Source organism: Cupriavidus sp. WGlv3, from assembly GCF_023952475.1.
Classification (GTDB): Bacteria; Pseudomonadota; Gammaproteobacteria; order Burkholderiales; family Burkholderiaceae; genus Cupriavidus; species Cupriavidus phytorum.
In genome coordinates, this window is the sequence record NZ_JALHRX010000023.1 from 16,824 (window position 1) to 36,175 (window position 19,352).

The window sequence follows — 19,352 nt, forward strand, 5'->3', positions numbered from 1 at the left end:
CGCCAAGGACACCATGCAGGCACTTCTCGCCTCCCTCAGCGGCATCGTCATGCGGCTGCTGCCGCTGCTGCTGATGGCCATCGTGGCGGGCAGCACGTTCTGGCTGGTCCAGATCAACTCCCCCAAGGAAGACCAGGCCGCGCAGACCGCCAAGAAGCACGAGCCCGACTACTTCATGGACCGCTTCTCGGCCACCGAGCTGGCGCCCGACGGCAGCACCAAGATCCGCTTCACCGGCGAGCGCATGGTCCATTTCGAGGACGACCAGACCTACGAGGTCACGCGCCCCGCGATGCGCGCCTACGAGCCGGACCGCCCGCCGGTGACCGCGCGCGCCGACATCGGCCGCATGAACGCCGAAGGCACGGTGATCGACCTGTACGGCAATGGCTACGTGCTGCGCCAGCAGGGCAAGGATCCGTCGAAGGATCCGCAGCTGACCGCGGCATCGAGCTACTTCCAGCTGCTGGTCAATGACGACATCGTCAAGACCGACAAGCCCGTCAAGCTGACGCGCGGCCCCTCGGTCATGACCGCCAACGGACTGATCTTCAACAACGTCACCCGCGAAGTACAATTGCTCGGCAATGTACGCGGCACCATCATCACCGGGCCGTCCCCGGGTCGTGCGCCAGGGTCCTGACTCCCGGTCCGGCGCAGCCGCGCACGCGGTGCCGGCCGGCACGGCCCCGCACCGCGCGCGCCGCGCGTGCCAAAGTCCGCGCAAACCGCACCACCACGCATCCAGACGCCCTCAAGCAACCCTGCCAACATGACTGCTTCCCTGACGACATCGTCCCGTCGACGCACCGCCCCGGCCCTGCTCGCGCTGGCCCTGGCCTTCGGCCTGCTGGCCCAGCCCGCCCTTGCCGAGCGCGCGGACCGCGACAAGCCGATGGTGCTCGAGGCGGATAACGCCAGCTATGACGACGTCAAGCAGATCTATACACTGACCGGCAACGTGGTGCTGACCAAGGGCACCATGATCCTGAAGTCCGACGCCGCCGAACTGCGCACCGATCCCGAGGGCTACCAGTTCGCCGTGGCCACCTCGAAGCCGGGCAGGCAGGCCTATATCCGCCAGAAGCGCGAGGGTGTCGACGAATACATCGACGGCTGGGGCGACCGCATCGAGTACGACGGCAAGCAGGAATTCTCCAAGCTGATCGGCAATGCCCGCATGGCGCGGCTGCAGGGCGCCAAGCTGGTCGACGAGATCCGCGGCGCGGTGCTGACCTACGACAGCCGCAAGGAACTCTATACCGCGGCGGGCGGCGGCAGCGGCGATGCCGCCGCCGCCAACCCGTCCGGCCGCGTGCGCGCGGTGCTGTCGCCGCGCCAGGACCAGAAGTCCGGCACCGCAGGCGGCTCGCCGCTGGACCTGAAGTCGGCGCCCGCGCCCGCCAACAAACCCTGACCGTACCCATGACCGATACCGCCACCATTGCCGACAAGCCTGTCGTCGAAGTCAACGCCGTCCTGCCCGGCGGCAGCACGCTGGTCGTGCGCCACCTGAAGAAGCGCTATGGCTCGCGCACGGTGGTCAAGGACGTCTCGCTCGACGTCAAGAGCGGCGAGGTGGTCGGGCTGCTCGGCCCCAACGGCGCGGGCAAGACCACGTCGTTCTATATGATCGTCGGCCTGGTGGCGCTGGACGAAGGCGACATCGTGCTCGATGGCGACCACATCAGCGGCCTGCCGATCCACGAGCGCGCGCGCATGGGGCTGTCGTACCTGCCACAGGAAGCCTCGGTGTTCCGCAAGCTCAACGTCGAGGAAAACATCCGCGCGGTGCTTGAGCTGCAGCTCGACAAGGGCAAGCCGCTGGCCAAGGCAGAGATCGAGCGCCGCCTCGATGCCCTGCTCGACGACCTGCAGATCGCGCACCTGCGCAACAATCCGGCGCTGTCGCTGTCCGGCGGCGAGCGCCGCCGCGTGGAGATCGCGCGCGCACTGGCGTCATCGCCCCGCTTCATCCTGCTCGACGAGCCCTTCGCCGGGGTGGACCCGATCGCCGTGGGCGAGATCCAGCGCATCGTCAGCTTCCTGAAGGCGCGCAATATCGGCGTGCTGATCACCGACCACAACGTGCGCGAGACGCTCGGCATCTGCGACCACGCCTACATCATCAGCGAAGGCACGGTGCTGGCTGCCGGCCAGCCCGAAGACATCATCGCCAATGACGCCGTGCGGCGCGTCTACCTCGGCGAGAACTTCCGCATGTGACAAGACGGCTGCCCGGCGCGGGCCGCCATGGCCGCGCGGCGGGGAGAGCCAGCGGCGATCACGGCGCATAAGCGATAGCAATTTCCGTTCCAACATCGGAAAGATGCGCATAAAATAGGTCGCATGAAACCGTCGCTACAGCTCCGCCTCTCCCAGCACCTGGCACTGACCCCGCAGCTGCAACAGTCGATCCGGCTGCTGCAGCTTTCCACGCTGGAATTGCAGCAGGAAGTCGAACAGGCGCTGACGGAAAACCCGCTACTCGAGCGGGAGAACGACTGGATCGAAAGCCCGCTGCGCGTGGCTGCCGATGGCTCGGTCAACGTACAGAGCGCGCCCGCGCCCGCCCCCGCCGAGCCCCAGGGCAATGGCGACGCGCGCGCCGAGGGCGCCGCCGATGACAACTACAGCGACAACAGCAGCGGCGACGACTACGGCAACGGCGACTGGAGCCTGGACGACTTCGCCCGCCGCCCGCAAGGCGACGAGGACGAGAAGACGCCGATGCAGCTGCGCGATGCCGAGCCCACGCTGCGCGAATACCTGATGGAGCAGCTGACGCCGCTGAAGATCTCGGCGCGCGACAAGGGTCTCGCCATCTTCCTGATCGAATCGCTCGATGACGATGGCTACCTGAGCGCCTCGCTCGAAGAGATCTGCGCGGAACTGCCCGAAGAACTCGAGTTCGACCCCGACGAAGTCCACGCCATCCTGACGCTGCTACAGAGCTTCGACCCGCCCGGCGTGGGCGCGCGCAATGCCGCCGAATGCCTGGCGCTGCAATTGCGCCGGCTGACGCACCCGCAGCGCGAACTGGCGCTGACTATCGTCACCCATCACCTGGAACTGCTGGCGGTACGCGACTACACGCGGCTGAAGAAAGCCCTGCAGGTTGATGAAGTCGCGCTGAAGGCCGCGCATGACCTGATCCGCTCGCTCGCCCCCTACCCGGGCCACGCGTACAGCCGCCCCGAAGCCGATTTCGTCGTGCCCGACGTGTTCGTACGCAAGAGCGGCGGCGGCTGGACCGCGCAGCTCAATCCGGATGTGATGCCGAGGCTGCGCATCAACGATATGTATGCACAGATCCTGCGTGGCGCCAAGGGCGAGACCGGTACCGCCGGGCTGCAGCAGAAGCTGCAGGAGGCACGCTGGCTGATCAAGAATATCCAGCAAAGGTTCGACACGATCCTGCGTGTCTCGCAGGCCATTGTCGAGCGTCAAAAGAACTTTTTCACCCACGGTGAAATCGCCATGCGCCCCTTGGTTTTGCGTGAGATTGCCGATACACTGGGTTTACACGAGTCAACCATCTCCCGGGTGACGACCAATAAATACATGGCTACGCCGATGGGTACTTTCGAACTGAAGTACTTCTTCGGTAGCCACGTGTCCACCGAAACCGGTGGCGCGGCTTCATCAACGGCCATCCGCGCCTTGATCAAGCAACTGATAGGAGCCGAAGACCCGAGGAATCCCCTTTCCGACAGTCGCATCGCCGAACTGCTGGGCGAACAGGGCTTCGTTGTCGCACGCCGAACCGTCGCCAAGTATCGTGAAGCCTTGAAAATCCCCGCAGTCAATCTCCGCAAGTCTTTGTAGCCGAGCCCACCGCCTGCCTGGTGAGGCTCTTTCAGAAGGAGAAGCGCTATGAACTTCAAGATCAGTGGACACCACCTGGACATCACGCCCCCTCTGCGTGAGTACGTGGAAACGAAGCTGGAGCGAATCGTCAGGCATTTCGATCAAGTCATTGGCGTTAGCGTGCTGCTCTCTGTCGACAATCACAAGGAAAAGGACCGGCGTCAGTACGCGGAAATCAATCTGCATCTAAAGGGCAAGGACATCTTTGTCGAGGCGCATCACGAAGACCTGTATGCGGCGATCGACGCACTCGTCGACAAGCTGGACCGTCAGGTGATTCGCTACAAGGATCGCGTGCAAGGCCACGACCGCGAAGCGGTCAAGTACCAGATGGCCGCAGCGCAAATGCAGCAATAAACCCGTGCCCGGCAGCCCCGCAGAGGGCTGCTGAACCAGGATTCCACAGGCAAGCCGCGCCGCGAAGCGCGGCTTTTTTGCGCCCTGGCGCCGTGCCGGCTGTGGCAGCGGAGCAAACCTTGCCACGCATGGAAGACCGAAGTGTTCGCAAGCGCAGCGCCAAGGTGTATGCTGCGCCATACAAAGAGAGAGAAATCGTGGCCGCGCCTGCTCGCGCTGCACCGCACAATGCAAGGGTAGCCGCTGCTCTATAATGGGCCGGACGTCTTCCCCGCGCCGGCAGCGGTCCGGGGAGCCAGCCGCTGCCCGGCGGAACGATCCGCCCGCTAACTGACATCCTGCGCATCGCCCATGAATCGTTTGGCCAAATTGCTGCCACCCGGCAACATCACCCTCGACGTCAGCGTCACCAGCAAGAAGCGTGTGTTCGAGCAGGCCGGGCTCCTCTTCGAGAACAACCATGGCGTGGCGCGCGCCATCGTCACCGACAACCTGTTCGCGCGCGAGTCGCTGGGCTCGACCGGACTGGGCGCCGGCGTGGCGATTCCGCACGGGCGCATCAAGGGCCTGAAGCAACCCCTGGCCGCGTTCATGCGCCTGGCCGAGCCGATCCCGTTCGAATCACCGGACGGCAAGCCGGTGTCGCTGCTGATCTTCCTGCTGGTGCCGGAACAGGCCACGCAGCAGCACCTGGAAATTCTGTCCGAGATCGCGCAACTGCTGTCGGATCGCGACATGCGCGAGGGCCTGGCGACGCTGCCCACGCCCGATGCCGTGCACGAACTGCTGATCGCATGGCATCCCTGATCCACTGATTCCCCCGCAGCGGGCCGGCACCAGACCGGGCAGGCGCCACGCGCTTCGAACACCGCCTTACCAGCCATACCGCATGGAACTCACCGGCGTCACCTCCCAGTCGATCTTCGACGACAACGCAGCCGACCTCAAACTCTCGTGGATCGCGGGCCTGGAGGGTGCGGACCGCGCCTTTGACGTGGAATTCGCCCGCGAAGCGACCTCCGCCGCAGACCTGGTGGGCCACCTCAACCTGATCCACCCGAACCGGATCCAGGTCCTCGGCAAGCCCGAAATCACGTACTACCAGCGGCTCGACGACGAGACCCGCAAGCGCCAGATGGGCGAGCTGATCTTGCTGGAGCCGCCGTTCCTGGTGATCGCCGACGGCATGGAGCCGCCGCCGGACCTTGAACTGCGCTGCACGCGCTCGTCGACGCCGCTGTTCACCACGCCGGTGTCGTCCGCCGCGGTGATCGACCATCTGCGCCTGTACCTGTCGCGCATCTCGGCGCCGCGCGTGACCATGCATGGCGTGTTCCTCGACATCCTGGGAATGGGCGTGCTGATCATGGGCGAATCGGGCCTGGGCAAGAGCGAACTGGGCCTGGAACTGATTTCGCGTGGCCACGGGCTGGTGGCCGACGACGCTGTCGATTTCGTCCGGCTGGGGCCGGACTTCATCGAGGGCCGCTGCCCGCCGCTGCTGCAGAACCTGCTCGAAGTGCGCGGCCTGGGGCTGCTCGACATCAAGACCATCTTCGGCGAGACCGCGGTGCGGCGGAAGATGAAGATCAAGCTGGTGGTGCAGCTGGTGCGGCGCAACGACGGCGAATTCGAGCGGCTGCCGCTGGATTCGCAGTACCTGGACGTGCTCGGGCTTCCCATCCACATGGTCAAGATCCAGGTGGCGGCCGGCCGCAACCTGGCCGTGCTGGTCGAGGCCGCCGTGCGCAACACCATCCTGCGCCTGCGCGGCATCGACACGCTGCGTGACTTCATGGACCGCCAGCGCGCCGCGATGCAGGCCGATGCCGTCTCGCGCGGGCAGGGGCGGCTGCTGTAAGCCCCCGTCCGCTGCGGTTTTCAATTGCTTACAACGACGTGACAACCGCTCGTCAACGTTTCTCAGGCATGCTCCGTTTTGTGCTGTAATGGGCATCACGCCCGTTACGGAAGCTGCAACGCCGACCCCGGCGCGCGGCGACAAGGTTGTCCACCCCCGAGGAGAGCAAGCATGAAGACCCTGATTGCAGTGTGCGCGCTGGTGACTCCGCTGTTCGCAGCCAGCGCCTTTGCGCAGACCGCCACGCCGGCCACGCCGGCCACCCCTGCTACGCCGGCCAAGCCGTCGGCCGCGGCTCCCGCAACTCCCGCCGTGCCGGCCACGCCTGCTACCCCCGCCAATCCGGACAAGCCCGCGGCCAACACCCAGCAGGACAAGATGAAGGCCTGCAACGCGCGGGCCTCCGGCAAGAAAGGCGACGAACGCAAGGCGTTCATGAAGGAGTGCCTGTCGAAGTCCGGCGCGCCCAAGACCCAGCAGGACAAGATGGCTGCCTGCAGCAAGTCGGGCAAAGGCAAGAAGGGCGACGAATACAAGGCCTACATGAAGGAATGCCTGTCGAAGGCAGCCTGAGCGCCACCACTGGCGCAATGGCGAACAAGATGGCGAACCGTGAGGTTCGCCATTTTTGCTGGTGTCAACGCGCTGTCATGACGCAGCCGGCACCTGATGCTATGCTTCAGTTGCTATGCGCATCATCCTCATCACCGGCATATCCGGTTCCGGCAAGTCCGTCGCACTGAACGTCCTCGAAGATGCAGGCTATTACTGCGTGGACAACCTGCCGGCGCAGTTCATCCCTGAACTGACCCGTTACCTCGACGCTCAGGGCTACACGCACCTGGGCGTGGCTACCGACATCCGCAGCCGCGAGTCGCTCGACCAGTTGCCCGACACCGTGCGCGCGCTGGCCGCCGAGCACCAGGTCGAGGTTATTTTCCTGACCGCCAGCACCGATGCCCTGGTGCAGCGCTACTCCGAGACGCGGCGCCGCCATCCGCTGTCGGCCCGCACCGACGGCGCAGCCGGCGACGGCGGCGCCTTCAACGACACGGCGCTGATGGAAGCGATCGAGATGGAGCGCGCGCTGCTGAGCCCGCTAGCCGAGGCCGCGCACCGGATCGACACCAGCAATGTGCGCACCAATACGCTGCGCAGCTGGATCAAGGAGCTGATCCGCGACGACAGCCAGCGCCTGACGCTGCTGTTCGAGTCGTTCGGCTTCAAGCATGGCGTGCCCAGCGATGCCGATATGGTGTTCGACGTGCGCTCGCTGCCCAACCCGTACTACGACCTGGCGCTGCGGCCGCTGACCGGCCGCGACACGCCGGTAATCGACTTCCTGCAGGCGCAGCCGATGGTGCTGGCGATGGCCGAGGATATCCGCGCCTACGTGGAAAAGTGGCTGCCAAGCTTCATTGCAGACAACCGCAGCTACCTGACCGTGGCGATCGGCTGCACCGGCGGCCAGCATCGCTCGGTCTATATTGCCGAAAGGCTCGCCAACTATTTCCGGGCACATGGTAATGTGCTGGTCAGACACCGAGAGCTCGCACCGGCGGGCTGACGCATGCGGCATGGCCTCCCCGGGCTGCACGGGGCCTCTGAGCGCGGCGTCGGCCTGGCGGCCCAATGCTGCGCGACCCAAGCCTGCACCGCATGTCCTCGACCGACCTCTACCGTCCCACAGGATCCGAAGACCCGCCACGGACGCTCGACAACCTGCCGCTGTTCCCGTTGCACACGGTGCTGTTTCCCGGTGGACGGCTGCCTTTGCGCGTGTTCGAGGCGCGCTATGTCGACATGGTGCGCAACTGCCTGCGCGATAGCACGCCGTTCGGCGTCTGCCTGATCTCCAGCGGCGAGGAGGTGGCCCGGCCCAACCAGCCCACCGTGCCCGAACTGGTCGGCTGCCTGGCGGAAATCGTCGACTGCAATATGGAGCAGCTGGGCGTGCTGCTGATCCGCACGCGCGGCCGCGAGCGCTTCCATATCATCAGCCACGAAACCCGCGACGATGGCCTGCTGGTGGCGCGCGCCGAGGTGCTCCCTCCCGACATCATCGACTGCAAGCTGGAACTGCTGGGCGAATGCCTGGACGCGCTGCGCCGCATCGTCACGCGCTTGCACGCCGAGCAGCCCGACCGCATGCCGTTCGACGAGCCCTACCTGTGGGACGACCCAAGCTGGGTGGCCAACCGGCTATGCGAACTGCTGCCGGTGCCGCTGAAGGCCAAGCAGATGCTGATGGCCTTGCCCGACGCAGGCATGCGCATCGAAATCGTGCACCGCTACATGCGGCAGAACCACATGTTGTAGGCGCTCGTTCGCCCCGCCCTCCGGCCCTGCCCCAGCTTCAGAACAAGCCCACCCGCGCCTGATCCTCCAGCAGCCTGCGCACCGGCGCAGGCGTGCCCAGCGCATCGAGATCGTCGAGCGAAAGCCAGCGCTGCCCGGCCGGCGCCTCGCTGTCCTGCCGCAGCAGGTTCGCATCCACACCGAGGTCGACCCGGATGGCGCGGATCAGCAGGCGGAAGTGCGTGAACACATGGGTCAGCTCGCCGGCCAGCACGGCGCGCGCGGGGGTGCCGAAAGCGCGCGCGTAGTCGAGCGCGCGGGCCTCGGCGTCTTCCGCGTCGAAGGGCACGGTGTCGACCGGCATCTCCGGCAGGCTCCACAGGCCGCCCCATATGCCGCTGTCCGGGCGCAGGCGCAGCAGCACCTCACGTTCGCGCCGCAGCAGCAGCATCACCGTGCTGCGCTCGGGGATCGCCGCGCGCGGCTTGGGCGCGGGCAGCACGGCGGTCAGGCCGTCGCGGCGCGCGACGCAATCGGCGGACAGCGGACACGCTCCTCCATCGGCCAGGCAGGCGGGTTTGCCGCGCGAGCACACGGTCGCGCCCAGGTCCATCAGCCCTTGGGTATAGGCCACCATGTCGTCGGCCTGGCGCGGGCCGGGCGCCGGCAAGGCCAGTTCCGCCAGTTGCCACATGCGCGTTTCCACCGCGCGCTCGCCCGGATGGCCATGGATGCCGAAGCAGCGCGCAAACACACGCTTGACGTTGCCGTCCAGGATCGGCGAACGCACGCCCGCGCTGAACGCGGCAATGGCCGCCGCGGTGGAGCGGCCGATGCCCGGCAATGTGACCAGCACCGCGGGGTCGGTGGGGAAGCGCCCGCCGTGCTCGCTGACCACTTGCATGGCGCAGCGGTGCAGGTTGCGCGCGCGCGAGTAATAGCCCAGGCCGGCCCACAGCGCCATCACCTGGTCGGCAGGCGCAGCCGCCAGGTCCTGCACGGTGGGCAACTGCGCCACGAAGCGCTGGAAATAGTCGATCACCGCGCTGACCTGGGTCTGCTGCAGCATGATCTCGGACAGCCAGATCCGGTACGGATCGCGGGTGTTCTGCCACGGCAGGTCGTGCCGGCCGTGCCGGCGCTGCCAGTCGACCACGCGCGCGCCGAAGTCGGGCGGCACACAGAGGTCGTCGGGCAGGGCGGAAGCGGTGCGGGGGGCTGGTTTGCGGGGCATCGGTGTGGCAACGGCGTGGCGCGCGGATACGGCGTGTCGGCGCGCCAAAGAAAAAGGCGCCGCAAGGCGCGGCGCCACATGATATACCGGTCGGCAAGAGCGGCCCGGCTACGCTACCGCAAGGCTGGCACTGTCCGCATCCGCCGCCGGCCGCATCAGCCGCTGGGCAAACCCTTCGATCCGTCCGCTGCGTTCGTCCAGCCCGTTCAGCACTTCCTCCAGCTGCGCGATGCGGCTTTCCAGCGTGTCGGTGGCCTCATGGATGCGCTCGATCGAATCGACACGCCGGCGCAGCTGCTTCTGATGTTCGCGCACCTGCGCTTCCAGCGGCGTCATCACCGACTTGAGCCAGACCTCGATATCGCGGTTGAGGCCGCGGAAATTGTCCAGCACGCGGCTGGCCATGGTGTTGAACGCGCTTTGCACCAGTTGCGGGCGCGACCGCGTCAGCATGTTGACCGTGCCGAAATGCGCCTGCACCAGCCGCAGCGTTTCCTGCAGCTCGGCCAGGTAGCGCTCGGCGGTGAACTGCATCGGCGCGGGCAGCGTGAAGCCGTGCTCGGCGTTGAAGCGCCGGTACATGCTTTCGATCAGCTGGTGCAACTGGCCGATCTTGTTGTCGGCATCGCTGACCAGTCCGCTCAGCTGCGCGAACAATGCGTCCATGTCCTCGCGCAGGCCGCGCGAGAAGTAGCGCTCCTTCATCTGCTCGCGCGCGCTGCGCATGGTGCGGCGCACGTCGCGCAATTGCAGGCTCTTGATGATGTCGGCGCTGTGCCGGCCGAAGACCAGGCGCAACGCCTGGAACTTGCTGATGCTCTGCTCGAACTCTTCCTTCTCGCCTTGCACCCGCATCAGCATGTGCTTGACCATCGCATGGTTCTTGCCGCGCAGGCCGCGCAGCTCGAACAGCTGCTCGACGATATCGCGGCGGCGGCTCTGCAGCAGCTGCTGCGCGGCGCGCGCCATGTCCTGCACCAGCCGGTAGACCTGGTCCGAGACGATCTCGCGCCGGCGCGGAATCAACTGGTCCGACAGCACGTGCTCGAACTCCGGCAGGCCGCTGCGCGCCAGCAGGGTGTCGTCGTGCGTGACCTTGGCCACCAGCCCCTTCTGCGCCGACACCGGATACACGCGCGATTGCTCGATGCCAAGCACCTGCGCGGTGGTCGACACCTGCCGCGCGATTTCCTGCGCGATCTCGCCGGGCTGGCGCAGCGGATCCCACAGCCCGTCGATCTTGTTGAGCACCGCCAGGCAGCCGCGCCGGTGCCCGGCGCCGACATGGCTGCGCCACAGCTCGAGGTCGCTCTTGGTCACGCCTGCGTCGGCGGCCAGTACGAACACCACCACGTGCGCATCCGGGATCAGCCGCAGCGTCAGCTCGGGCTCGGTGCCGATCGCGTTCAGGCCCGGCGTGTCGAGGATCACCAGGCCCTGGCGCAGCAGCGGATGCGGGAAATTGATGACGGCGTGGCGCCAGCGCGAGATCTCGACCATGCCCTCGGCATCGACCGCATAGGCGGCATCGGGGTCGTTCTCGTGGTACAGCCCCAGCGCCTCGGCCTGCTCGGGCGGCACGCGCATGGTCTGCACCACGTGCTGGAACGCCTCCAGCATGCCGTCGGGTGACGACGGGTCCAGCGGCACCGAATGCCAGTGCGATGCCGAAGTGCCGGCCTCGATAAAGTCGGCGGTGGAGGCGTCCTGCAGGCGCGTTTCGATCGGCAGCAGGCGGATGCTGGGCGGCTCGGCCTCGTCGTAGCGCAGCTCGGTCGGGCACATGGTGGTGCGCCCCGCCGACGACGGCAGGATGCGGCGCCCGTAGTCCGCAAAGAAGATGGCGTTGATCAGCTCGCTCTTGCCGCGGGAGAACTCGGCGATGAAGGCGACCTTGAGGCGGTCGCTGCGCAGCACGCTCTGGATGCGCTGCACGCGGTCGTCGGCCTGCGCATCGTACAGGTCGTGCTGCTGCAGCCAGGACTGGAATTCGGCCAGTGACTGGAGGACCCCGGTTCTCCAGGCGCCGTATTGTTCGAATTGGTGGGCGAGCGTTGTCATGAACCTGTTGCGCTGACTTGGTTTTGCCTCGGGGCCCGCCACCCTGTGCGCGGCATGCCCGTGTTCACGCAATGCCGGTCCGCACCCCTGCCGTTCACACGCGGCCGGCCATTTTGTAACTTTTTATGACTGCGCACACGATACAGGTTTCCACGGCGCTTTTGTGGAATTCGCGTCCCTTGGATCGCGGTGACCCCGCCAGTGTTGCGCCGAACCATCGACCCGCGGGCAGCGGGCGGTCCCTTGAGCACTCCGCCGGGCGGTCAGTGCTGGCAGTTGGTGCAATAGAACGTGGAACGCTGGCCCTGCACGATCTGGCGCACCGGCTTGGCGCACACCTTGCATGGCAGGCCGGCGCGGTCGTAGACAAAGCAATCGAGCTGGAAGTAGCCGCTGGCGCCGTCGCTGCCGACGAAGTCGCGCAGCGTGCTGCCACCGCGCTCGATCGCCTGCGCCAGGGTGTCCCGCACCGCCTGCGCCAGCCGGTCGCAACGCGCGCGGCTCAGGCGCCCTGCCGGGGTAGTCGGGTGGATGCCGGCACGGAACAGGCTCTCGGACGCGTAGATGTTGCCCACCCCGACCACGATCGCGCCGGACAGCAGCACGGTCTTGATCGCGGCACTGCGACCGCGCGTATGGCGGTGCAGCCAGGCGCCATCGAAGGCGGGATCGAACGGCTCGATGCCGAGGGTGCTCAGCAACGGATGCGACGGCAGTTCGGCCTCCGGCAGCGTGGTCCAGAGGATGGCGCCGAAGCGGCGCGGATCGCGGAAGCGCAGCACGATGGTGCTTGGCTGCTGGCCTGGAGTTGCTGCCGACACTGCGCCGGGCCCGGCGTCGAGCACCAGGTCGAAGTGGTCGTGCACGCCCGGCGGCGGTGCCTCGGGCAGCACCCTCAGCGTGCCCGTCATGCCGAGATGCACCAGCAGCCAGCCAACCGGTTGCGCCGCGTCAGCGCTGACGCATTCCAGCATCAGGTATTTGCCGCGGCGCTCGATGCGGCGCACCAGGCGCTGGGCCAGGCGCGCCTCGAGTTCGGGGTCGACCGGCCAGCGCAGGCCCCGGTGGCGCACCGTGACCGCGGCGATGCGCCGCCCCACCACATGCGGCAGCAAGCCGCGCCGGGTCACCTCGACCTCGGGCAATTCAGGCATCGAACCTCTCCGTTGGTTACCGCTCAAAACTCCTGCAACGCCTGCTGGCGCCGGCCTGCGGCACCAAGCAGCGCATTGTAGCGGCAGGCTACAATGCCCTTATCAATGCGCAATCTCCCCCATCCTTCGCCAGCGCGCGCCGGAGTACTCAATACATGTCGGACCTGATGCCGGACCTGATGCCGGACTCCACGTTGCAAGCCACCGCGGGCGGCGGCCTGACCACATCACCGGGCCTCAGCTCGCGCACGGCGCGCCGTGCCGGCACCCTGGCCCGCTGGTGGCAGGCGCCGCGGCGCCATGTGCGCGCACTGGCCGCCAGCGCGCTGCTGGCAGCGGCGGCGGGCGCCAGTCACGCCGCGCCGCCGGTCGGCGCAGGTTCCCTGCCCATGCTGCAACTGGCCGCGGCGGATGCCCCGGCGGCGGCCAGGCCGGCGCGGCCGGCACTGCCGTCGCTGGAGCTGACCGACGATATCGTCTATATGGTGCTGGCCGCCGAGATTTCCATCCAGCGCGGCCTGGTGGGCCCGGCCTACCGCACCTACGTGGAACTGGCGCGCCAGACCCGCGACCCGCGCTTCGCCCAGCGCGCCACCGAGATCGCCTTCAACGCGCGCATCCCGCAGCAGGCGCTTGACGCCGCGCGCCTGTGGAAGGAAATCACCCCGACCTCGCCCGCGGCCAGCCAAGTGCTGTCGACGCTGCTGGTGCTCAACGGCCGCTGGGACGACGCCCGCCCGCTGCTGCAGCAGCAACTGGCTGCGGTGCCGGCCAGCCAGCGCGGCGATGCCATCCTGCAGCTGCAGCAGCAGCTGTCGCGCACCAGCGATCCGGCCGGCGCGGCCACGCTGCTGCAGGAGCTGACCCGCAACGAAACCAAGCTGCCCGAAACCCAGCTGGCGCTGGCGCGCGCGCGCGAAGTCGCCGGCGACGAGCCGGGCGCACTGGCCGCGCTCGACCAGGCCCTGCGGCTGCGGCCCAACTATGAAGCGGCCGCGCTGATGTCGGCCGAGCTGCGCGCCGAGAAGCAGCCCGACGAAGCCGTGGCGGTGCTCAAGCGCTTCCTGGAAAAATCGCCCGAATCGGTCAACGGCCATATCACGCTGGCGCGGCTGTACCTGCTGAAGAACGACATGCCGGCGGCCCGACAGGAATTCGAGACGCTGCGCAAGGTGGCTCCCGCCGACCCGCGCGTGCCGCTGGCGCTGGGCCTGACCAGCCTGCAGGCGAAGAACTTCGGCGAGGCCGAGCAGTACCTGCAGGAATACCTGCAACTGGTCGAAAAACAGCCCAGCGCGAATCCCGATATCGCCTACCAGTACCTGGCGCAGATCGCCGAGGAACGCAAGGACTACGCGGGCGCGATCCGCTGGCTCGATCGCATCGAGGACATCCGCCTGGCACCGGCGGCCACTGCCAAGCGCGCCCAGCTGCTGGCGCGCATGGGCAAGCTCGACGACGCCCAGGCGCTGTTCGGCGAGATGCTCAGCGACGCCGAGGACATCCCCGACCCCGGCCAGCGCTCGCAGCGCGTGACCGCCATCCGCCAGGCCGAAGTGGCCACGCTGATGGAGAGCAAGGCCTACGACCGTGCCCGCAAGGCGCTGAACGACCGCATCGCGGCGGAGCCCGACAACGCCGACTGGATCTACGAGCTGGCCATGCTCGACGAGCGCCAGAAGCGCTACGCCAGCATGGAAACCGGCCTGCGCCGCGTGATTGCGCTGCAGCCGCAGCAGAAGCAGGGCTACAACGCCCTCGGCTATTCGCTGGCGGACCGCAACGAGCGCCTGCCCGAGGCGCTCAAGCTGCTGGAGCGTGCCTCCGAGCTGGGGCCGGACGATCCGTACATCATGGACAGCCTGGCCTGGGTCAAATTCCGCATGGGCGACCTGCAACCCGCGGCCGCGCTGCTGCGCAACGCGTATGCCAAGGCCCCCGAGGCGGAAATCGGCGCGCACCTCGGCGAGGTGCTGTGGCAGCTCGGCGAGCACGACGAAGCCCGCAAGACGTGGACCGAGGCCGTGCGCATCGACCCCGAGAACGAGACCCTGATCGACACGCTGCGCCGCTACAAGGTCGACGTGCAGCCGTCCAGGTAAGCCCGCGCGCCGTGGCCGGCACGCCGGTCCGCGGCGACGGATTCCCGTCAGCCCGGCGGCTGCCGCGCCGCCGTCCTCACGACCATGCCCATGAACCGATCCCGACGCCTGGCGCTGCTTTGGCTTGGCGCGCCCCTGCTGCTGCAGGCGTGCGCCAGCGTGGCGCCGTCGCGCAGCTTTGATGTCGACCAGGACGTCGCCAGCCAGCAGTACACCGGCCGCTTTTCCGCCAACTACGTGCGCTATGGCCGCGACGAGGGCGTGCAGGGCAGCTTCCGCTGGGAGGAGCAGGGCCGCAACGTACGGCTCGACCTGGTCTCGCCGCTGGGCCAGACCCTGGCCGTGGTCACCGCCACGCCGTCGGGCGCCACGCTCGACCTGCCCAACCAGCCGCCGCGCAACGCACCCGAGGTCGATACCCTGATGGAGGAGGCGCTGGGCTTCGCGCTGCCGGTGGCCGGCATGCGCGACTGGCTGCACGGGCGTCCCTCCCGGGGCACCCCGGCGCGCGCCACGCGCGACGAGCAGGGCCGGCTGGCGACGCTGGCGCAGAACGGCTGGACCGTGCGCTATGTCGCCTGGCAGGAGACGCCCGCCGCCGGAACCGCCGCCACCCAGGTGCCACGTCGCATCGACCTGGCCCGCGACACCGACAGCAATCCGCTCTCGGTGCGGCTCGTGATCGATCCCCAGACACCATAACGGACGCCATAACGGACGCCATAACCGCCGCAACCACGGCCCCCTTCACCGCACCATGCCACGCAGCCATCCCCTGCCCCCGCCCGAACTGCGCGACTGCCCCGCGCCGGCCAAGCTGAACCTGTTCCTGCACGTGACCGGCCGCCGCGACGACGGCTACCACATGCTGCAGACCGTGTTCCAGCTGGTCGACTGGTGCGACACGCTGCATTTCCGCCGCCGCGACGACGGCGTGGTCGCGCGCGTCACCGAGGTGCCCGGCGTGCCGGCCGATACCGACCTGGTGGTGCGCGCCGCGCGCGCGCTCCAGGCCGCCACCGGCACCCCCTTCGGCGCCGACATCGCCATCGACAAGGTGCTGCCGATGGGCGGCGGCATCGGCGGCGGCTCTTCCGACGCCGCCACCACGCTGCTGGCGCTGAACCACCTGTGGGGCCTGGGACTGACGCGCGCCGAGCTGATGCGGATCGGGTTGACGCTGGGCGCCGATGTGCCGGTGTTCGTGCTCGGGCAAAACGCCTTTGCGCAGGGCATCGGCGAGGAGCTCACGCCGGTCGAATTGCCCGACAGCTGGTTCGTCATCATCCACCCCAAGCAGCACGTGCCCACCGCTGAAATTTTTTCGGACGCGTGCTTGACAAGGAATACACCGATCTCCATAATTGCGGTCTTCGCTGCTCGCACAAACAAATTCGATTTCGGTCGCAACGACCTGGAGCCGATAGCAACAGCGAAGTTCGGCGAAGTCGCCCGAGCCCTGGCATGGCTGAAGCAACACAATCAGCATGCCCGGATGACCGGCTCCGGAGCCTGCGTGTTTGCGCGTTTTCCCGACGCGACGACAGCACAGCAGGTGTTGGAACGGTTGCCACCCGAATGGGATGGCAGGTGTGTGAGAAGTCTGGCACATCACCCGCTCGCGACGTTCGCATAGCAAGTTTTCGTTCGGCGCGGTACGGCAGGTTGGTACCACGAGAACGGCCCGGTTGTGTAGGGGAGTCGCCAAGTTGGTCAAGGCACCGGATTTTGATTCCGGCATTCGAAGGTTCGAATCCTTCTTCCCCTGCCATTACTTCCTATAGTGTCCTAACGGAACACGATATCTCCAAGTCACCGGCTTCGCCGGTGACACCAAGCTCCCCCAGCAGCAAGACAGGTGCCCCGAATGAGCAGCGAAGGCTTGATGGTATTTACCGGCAACGCCAACCCCAAACTCGCGGAGGCTGTCGTACAGCACCTCGGCATTCCGCTGGGCAAGGCCCAGGTTGGCCGTTTCTCCGACGGTGAAGTCCAGGTCGAGATCCAGGAAAACGTTCGCGGCAAGCACGTCATCGTGCTGCAGTCCACCTGCGCGCCGACCAACGACAACCTGATGGAACTGATGGTGATGGTCGACGCGCTCAAGCGCGCCTCGGCACGCAGCATCACCGCCGCCATGCCCTATTTCGGCTATGCCCGCCAGGACCGCCGCCCGCGTTCGGCGCGCGTGGCCATCTCGGCCAAGGTCGTGGCCAACATGCTGGAAGTCGCCGGCGTCGAGCGCGTGCTGACGATGGACCTGCACGCCGACCAGATCCAGGGCTTCTTCGATATCCCGGTCGACAACATCTACGCTTCGCCGGTACTGCTGGGCGACCTGCGCGAGAAGAACTACGGCGACCTGCTGGTGGTCTCGCCGGACGTTGGCGGCGTGGTCCGTGCCCGCGCGCTGGCCAAGGAACTGAACTGCGACCTGGCCATCATCGACAAGCGTCGTCCCAAGGCCAACGTGGCCGAGGTGATGAACATCATCGGTGAAGTCGAAGGGCGCAACTGCGTCATCATGGACGACATGATCGACACCGGCGGCACGCTGTGCAAGGCCGCCCAGGTGCTGAAGGAGCGCGGCGCGCTGAAGGTCTTCGCCTACTGCACGCACCCCGTGCTGTCGGGCGGCGCGGCGGCCCGCATCGCGGATTCGGCGCTGGACGAAGTGGTGGTGTGCGACACCATCCCGCTGTCCGAAGAAGCGGCCAAGTGCACCAAGATCCGTCAGCTCTCGACCGCCCCGCTGCTGGCCGAGACCTTCACCCGCATCGTCAAGGGCGACTCGATCATGTCGCTGTTCGCGGGTTCCTGATAGAATTTAAGGCTTTACTGCGTTGATCATCGTTGTCTGGTGATCAACGTGATTTGATCGGCGCATATTTTTGCCTTTGCGCCGCAACGAGGCTGTCTGGTCGCGGACAGCCTTCTTACTTTTGGAGTCATCATGAAAGTTGTCGCTTTCGAGCGTAGCGTACAGGGAACGGGTGCGAGCCGCCGCCTGCGCAATTCGGGCAAGACCCCCGGCATCATCTACGGCGGCGCCGCCGAGCCGAAGATGATCGAACTGGATCACAACGCCCTGTGGCACGCCCTGAAGAAGGAAGCGTTCCACTCGTCGATCCTCGACCTGGAAGTCGCTGGCAAGTCGGAAAAGGCGCTGCTGCGCGCATTCCAGATGCACCCGTTCAAGCCGCTGGTGCTGCACGTCGATTTCCAGCGCGTGTCGGCCAACGACAAGATCCACGTCAAGGTGCCGCTGCACTTCATGAACCAGGAAACCGCTCCTGGCGTGAAGCTGGGCCACGGCCTGGTCAACCACATCGTCAACGACCTGGAAGTGTCGTGCCTGCCGGCCGACCTGCCCGAGTTCATCGAAGTGGACGTCGGCGCGATGGAACTGGGCCAGACCCTGCACCTGTCCGACCTGAAGCTGCCGAAGGGCTTGACCGTGATCACCCACGGTGACGACAACCCGGCCATTGCCAGCATCTCGCAACCGGCTGGTGCCGTGTCGGAAGCAGCCGAAGGCGGCGAAGCCGCTGGCGAAACCCCGGCTGCCTGAGCGGCTGCCTGAGCTGCCGCACCGGTGGCGGCCCGCGGGCCGCGCCACGAAGAAACCGCCGCTCTTGCGGCGGTTTTTTTTCGCCCGGCAGCGGACTGCCGGTTTTTCGGTATCCTTGGCGCCTGTGGCGCAGTCCCGCGCGCCAACGACACAGTCACACGCATGATCAAGCTTATCGTCGGCCTCGGCAATCCCGGTGCGGAGTACGAGGCCACCCGACACAACGCCGGCTTCTGGCTGGTGGACCAGCTGGCCCGCATGGGCGGCGCCACGCTGCGCGTGGAGGGCCGCTTCCATGGGCTGGCCGCGCGCGCACGGCTCTGGGACCAGGAGGTCTGGCTGCTCAAGCCGTCGACCTTCATGAACCGCTCCGGCCTGGCGGTGGTGTCGCTGGCGCGCTTCTACAAGATCCTGCCCGGCGAGATCGTGGTCGTGCATGACGAGATGGACCTGCCCGCCGGTGCCGCCAAGCTCAAGCGCGGCGGCGGCGCGGGCGGCCACAACGGCCTGAAGGACATCTCGGCCCATCTGGGCACGCAGGACTACTGGCGCCTGCGCCTGGGCGTGGGCCATCCGCGCAATGCGCCCGGCGGTGCCGGCGCGGGCCGCGAGGACGTGGTCAACTTCGTGCTCAAGCCACCGCGGCGCGAGGAGCAGGAAGCCATCGATGGCGCGATCGACCGCTGCATCGAGCCGCTCGGCCTGCTGGCGCGCGGCGATGCCGAGCGCGCCATGGCGCAGCTGCATACCGCGCGCTGAGCGCCGCACCCCAGCCAGCATATTTCTGCGACAGCAGCATGAAAACGGGCCCCAATCGCGGCCCGTCGTCGTTTGGCCGCACCGG

General features: G+C 67.1%; 19 protein-coding genes and 1 tRNA gene. 17 read left to right on the forward strand and 3 right to left on the reverse strand.

What is annotated here, in order from left to right:
* Positions 1-13: 13 nt before the first annotated feature.
* The 10 genes from lptC (at position 14) to MKD38_RS26415 (ending at position 8,407) form a co-directional block, all read left to right on the forward strand.
* The gene (gene lptC / locus MKD38_RS26370) at positions 14-643 is read left to right on the forward strand and encodes an LPS export ABC transporter periplasmic protein LptC (RefSeq protein WP_111518221.1); all 630 of its coding nucleotides are present in this window, start codon (positions 14-16) and stop codon (positions 641-643) included.
* A gap of 129 nt (positions 644-772) precedes the next feature.
* Positions 773-1,417, forward strand: coding sequence for a lipopolysaccharide transport periplasmic protein LptA (lptA, locus tag MKD38_RS26375; RefSeq protein WP_116312114.1), 645 nt, complete (start codon positions 773-775; stop codon positions 1,415-1,417).
* 8 nt (positions 1,418-1,425) lie between these two features.
* On the forward strand, positions 1,426-2,226 hold the full coding sequence (gene lptB, locus MKD38_RS26380) for an LPS export ABC transporter ATP-binding protein (protein ID WP_252681689.1): 801 nt from the start codon (positions 1,426-1,428) through the stop codon (positions 2,224-2,226).
* 123 nt (positions 2,227-2,349) lie between these two features.
* Positions 2,350-3,828 (forward strand): RNA polymerase factor sigma-54, encoded by a 1,479-nt coding sequence (locus tag MKD38_RS26385; protein WP_252681692.1) that lies wholly within the window; start codon positions 2,350-2,352, stop codon positions 3,826-3,828.
* Positions 3,829-3,876: 48 nt separating this feature from the next.
* A complete protein-coding gene (gene hpf / locus MKD38_RS26390; RefSeq protein ID WP_010814386.1) occupies positions 3,877-4,227 on the forward strand; it encodes a ribosome hibernation-promoting factor, HPF/YfiA family in 351 nt (116 codons plus the stop codon).
* A 351-nt stretch (positions 4,228-4,578) separates the two neighbouring features.
* The gene (locus tag MKD38_RS26395; RefSeq protein ID WP_018008706.1) at positions 4,579-5,034 is read left to right on the forward strand and encodes a PTS sugar transporter subunit IIA; all 456 of its coding nucleotides are present in this window, start codon (positions 4,579-4,581) and stop codon (positions 5,032-5,034) included.
* Positions 5,035-5,116: 82 nt separating this feature from the next.
* Positions 5,117-6,088 (forward strand): HPr(Ser) kinase/phosphatase, encoded by a 972-nt coding sequence (hprK, locus tag MKD38_RS26400; protein WP_115705752.1) that lies wholly within the window; start codon positions 5,117-5,119, stop codon positions 6,086-6,088.
* Between the two features lie 171 nt (positions 6,089-6,259).
* Positions 6,260-6,661 carry a PsiF family protein gene (locus tag MKD38_RS26405; RefSeq protein ID WP_252681695.1) on the forward strand — a complete coding sequence of 134 codons (402 nt, stop codon included), beginning with the start codon at positions 6,260-6,262 and terminating at the stop codon, positions 6,659-6,661.
* A 115-nt stretch (positions 6,662-6,776) separates the two neighbouring features.
* Positions 6,777-7,655: an RNase adapter RapZ gene (gene rapZ, locus MKD38_RS26410; protein ID WP_252681697.1), complete on the forward strand. Its 879-nt coding sequence runs from the start codon at positions 6,777-6,779 to the stop codon at positions 7,653-7,655.
* A gap of 92 nt (positions 7,656-7,747) precedes the next feature.
* A complete protein-coding gene (locus MKD38_RS26415; RefSeq protein ID WP_252681788.1) occupies positions 7,748-8,407 on the forward strand; it encodes an LON peptidase substrate-binding domain-containing protein in 660 nt (219 codons plus the stop codon).
* Between the two features lie 37 nt (positions 8,408-8,444).
* On the opposite strand, the gene mutY is transcribed toward MKD38_RS26415, so the two are convergent.
* The 3 genes from mutY to mutM all read right to left on the reverse strand — a co-directional run bounded on the left by mutY (position 8,445) and on the right by mutM (position 12,835).
* On the reverse strand, positions 8,445-9,620 hold the full coding sequence (gene mutY, locus MKD38_RS26420) for an A/G-specific adenine glycosylase (RefSeq protein ID WP_252681699.1): 1,176 nt from the start codon (positions 9,618-9,620) through the stop codon (positions 8,445-8,447).
* A 108-nt stretch (positions 9,621-9,728) separates the two neighbouring features.
* Positions 9,729-11,681 carry a dynamin family protein gene (locus MKD38_RS26425; protein WP_252681701.1) on the reverse strand — a complete coding sequence of 651 codons (1,953 nt, stop codon included), beginning with the start codon at positions 11,679-11,681 and terminating at the stop codon, positions 9,729-9,731.
* Positions 11,682-11,944: 263 nt separating this feature from the next.
* A complete protein-coding gene (gene mutM, locus MKD38_RS26430; RefSeq protein WP_252681703.1) occupies positions 11,945-12,835 on the reverse strand; it encodes a bifunctional DNA-formamidopyrimidine glycosylase/DNA-(apurinic or apyrimidinic site) lyase in 891 nt (296 codons plus the stop codon).
* Between the two features lie 155 nt (positions 12,836-12,990).
* Between mutM and MKD38_RS26435 the strand changes: the two genes are divergently transcribed.
* The 7 genes from MKD38_RS26435 (at position 12,991) to pth (ending at position 19,267) form a co-directional block, all read left to right on the forward strand.
* Positions 12,991-14,937 (forward strand): tetratricopeptide repeat protein, encoded by a 1,947-nt coding sequence (locus MKD38_RS26435; RefSeq protein ID WP_252681705.1) that lies wholly within the window; start codon positions 12,991-12,993, stop codon positions 14,935-14,937.
* 90 nt (positions 14,938-15,027) lie between these two features.
* The gene (lolB, locus tag MKD38_RS26440; RefSeq protein ID WP_252681707.1) at positions 15,028-15,639 is read left to right on the forward strand and encodes a lipoprotein insertase outer membrane protein LolB; all 612 of its coding nucleotides are present in this window, start codon (positions 15,028-15,030) and stop codon (positions 15,637-15,639) included.
* A gap of 55 nt (positions 15,640-15,694) precedes the next feature.
* Complete coding sequence (ispE, locus tag MKD38_RS26445; RefSeq protein WP_252681709.1) at positions 15,695-16,573, forward strand: 4-(cytidine 5'-diphospho)-2-C-methyl-D-erythritol kinase; 879 nt, start codon at positions 15,695-15,697, stop codon at positions 16,571-16,573.
* 58 nt (positions 16,574-16,631) lie between these two features.
* Positions 16,632-16,708: transfer RNA gene (locus tag MKD38_RS26450), tRNA-Gln, on the forward strand.
* Positions 16,709-16,804: 96 nt separating this feature from the next.
* The gene (locus tag MKD38_RS26455) at positions 16,805-17,758 is read left to right on the forward strand and encodes a ribose-phosphate pyrophosphokinase (RefSeq protein ID WP_062796633.1); all 954 of its coding nucleotides are present in this window, start codon (positions 16,805-16,807) and stop codon (positions 17,756-17,758) included.
* A 132-nt stretch (positions 17,759-17,890) separates the two neighbouring features.
* On the forward strand, positions 17,891-18,508 hold the full coding sequence (locus MKD38_RS26460) for a 50S ribosomal protein L25/general stress protein Ctc (RefSeq protein ID WP_115705734.1): 618 nt from the start codon (positions 17,891-17,893) through the stop codon (positions 18,506-18,508).
* A 162-nt stretch (positions 18,509-18,670) separates the two neighbouring features.
* Positions 18,671-19,267, forward strand: a complete 597-nt coding sequence (gene pth / locus MKD38_RS26465; RefSeq protein ID WP_252681712.1) for an aminoacyl-tRNA hydrolase — start codon at positions 18,671-18,673, stop codon at positions 19,265-19,267.
* Positions 19,268-19,352 lie beyond the last annotated feature (85 nt).

Excerpts from the sequence above, each read along its gene's own strand:
- pth (WP_252681712.1), top strand. The coding sequence starts at position 18,671 with ATGATCAAGCTTATCGTCGGCCTCGGCAATCCCGGTGCGGAGTACGAG.
- lptC (WP_111518221.1), top strand. The coding sequence starts at position 14 with ATGCAGGCACTTCTCGCCTCCCTCAGCGGCATCGTCATGCGGCTGCTG.
- MKD38_RS26460 (WP_115705734.1), top strand. The coding sequence starts at position 17,891 with ATGAAAGTTGTCGCTTTCGAGCGTAGCGTACAGGGAACGGGTGCGAGC.
- lptA (WP_116312114.1), top strand. The coding sequence starts at position 773 with ATGACTGCTTCCCTGACGACATCGTCCCGTCGACGCACCGCCCCGGCC.
- mutY (WP_252681699.1), bottom strand. The coding sequence starts at position 9,620 with ATGCCCCGCAAACCAGCCCCCCGCACCGCTTCCGCCCTGCCCGACGAC.
- MKD38_RS26425 (WP_252681701.1), bottom strand. The coding sequence starts at position 11,681 with ATGACAACGCTCGCCCACCAATTCGAACAATACGGCGCCTGGAGAACC.
- MKD38_RS26455 (WP_062796633.1), top strand. The coding sequence starts at position 16,805 with ATGAGCAGCGAAGGCTTGATGGTATTTACCGGCAACGCCAACCCCAAA.
- lolB (WP_252681707.1), top strand. The coding sequence starts at position 15,028 with ATGAACCGATCCCGACGCCTGGCGCTGCTTTGGCTTGGCGCGCCCCTG.
- MKD38_RS26435 (WP_252681705.1), top strand. The coding sequence starts at position 12,991 with ATGTCGGACCTGATGCCGGACCTGATGCCGGACTCCACGTTGCAAGCC.
- MKD38_RS26385 (WP_252681692.1), top strand. The coding sequence starts at position 2,350 with ATGAAACCGTCGCTACAGCTCCGCCTCTCCCAGCACCTGGCACTGACC.
- MKD38_RS26415 (WP_252681788.1), top strand. The coding sequence starts at position 7,748 with ATGTCCTCGACCGACCTCTACCGTCCCACAGGATCCGAAGACCCGCCA.
- hprK (WP_115705752.1), top strand. The coding sequence starts at position 5,117 with ATGGAACTCACCGGCGTCACCTCCCAGTCGATCTTCGACGACAACGCA.
- lptB (WP_252681689.1), top strand. The coding sequence starts at position 1,426 with ATGACCGATACCGCCACCATTGCCGACAAGCCTGTCGTCGAAGTCAAC.
- rapZ (WP_252681697.1), top strand. The coding sequence starts at position 6,777 with ATGCGCATCATCCTCATCACCGGCATATCCGGTTCCGGCAAGTCCGTC.
- mutM (WP_252681703.1), bottom strand. The coding sequence starts at position 12,835 with ATGCCTGAATTGCCCGAGGTCGAGGTGACCCGGCGCGGCTTGCTGCCG.
- MKD38_RS26395 (WP_018008706.1), top strand. The coding sequence starts at position 4,579 with ATGAATCGTTTGGCCAAATTGCTGCCACCCGGCAACATCACCCTCGAC.
- ispE (WP_252681709.1), top strand. The coding sequence starts at position 15,695 with ATGCCACGCAGCCATCCCCTGCCCCCGCCCGAACTGCGCGACTGCCCC.
- hpf (WP_010814386.1), top strand. The coding sequence starts at position 3,877 with ATGAACTTCAAGATCAGTGGACACCACCTGGACATCACGCCCCCTCTG.
- MKD38_RS26405 (WP_252681695.1), top strand. The coding sequence starts at position 6,260 with ATGAAGACCCTGATTGCAGTGTGCGCGCTGGTGACTCCGCTGTTCGCA.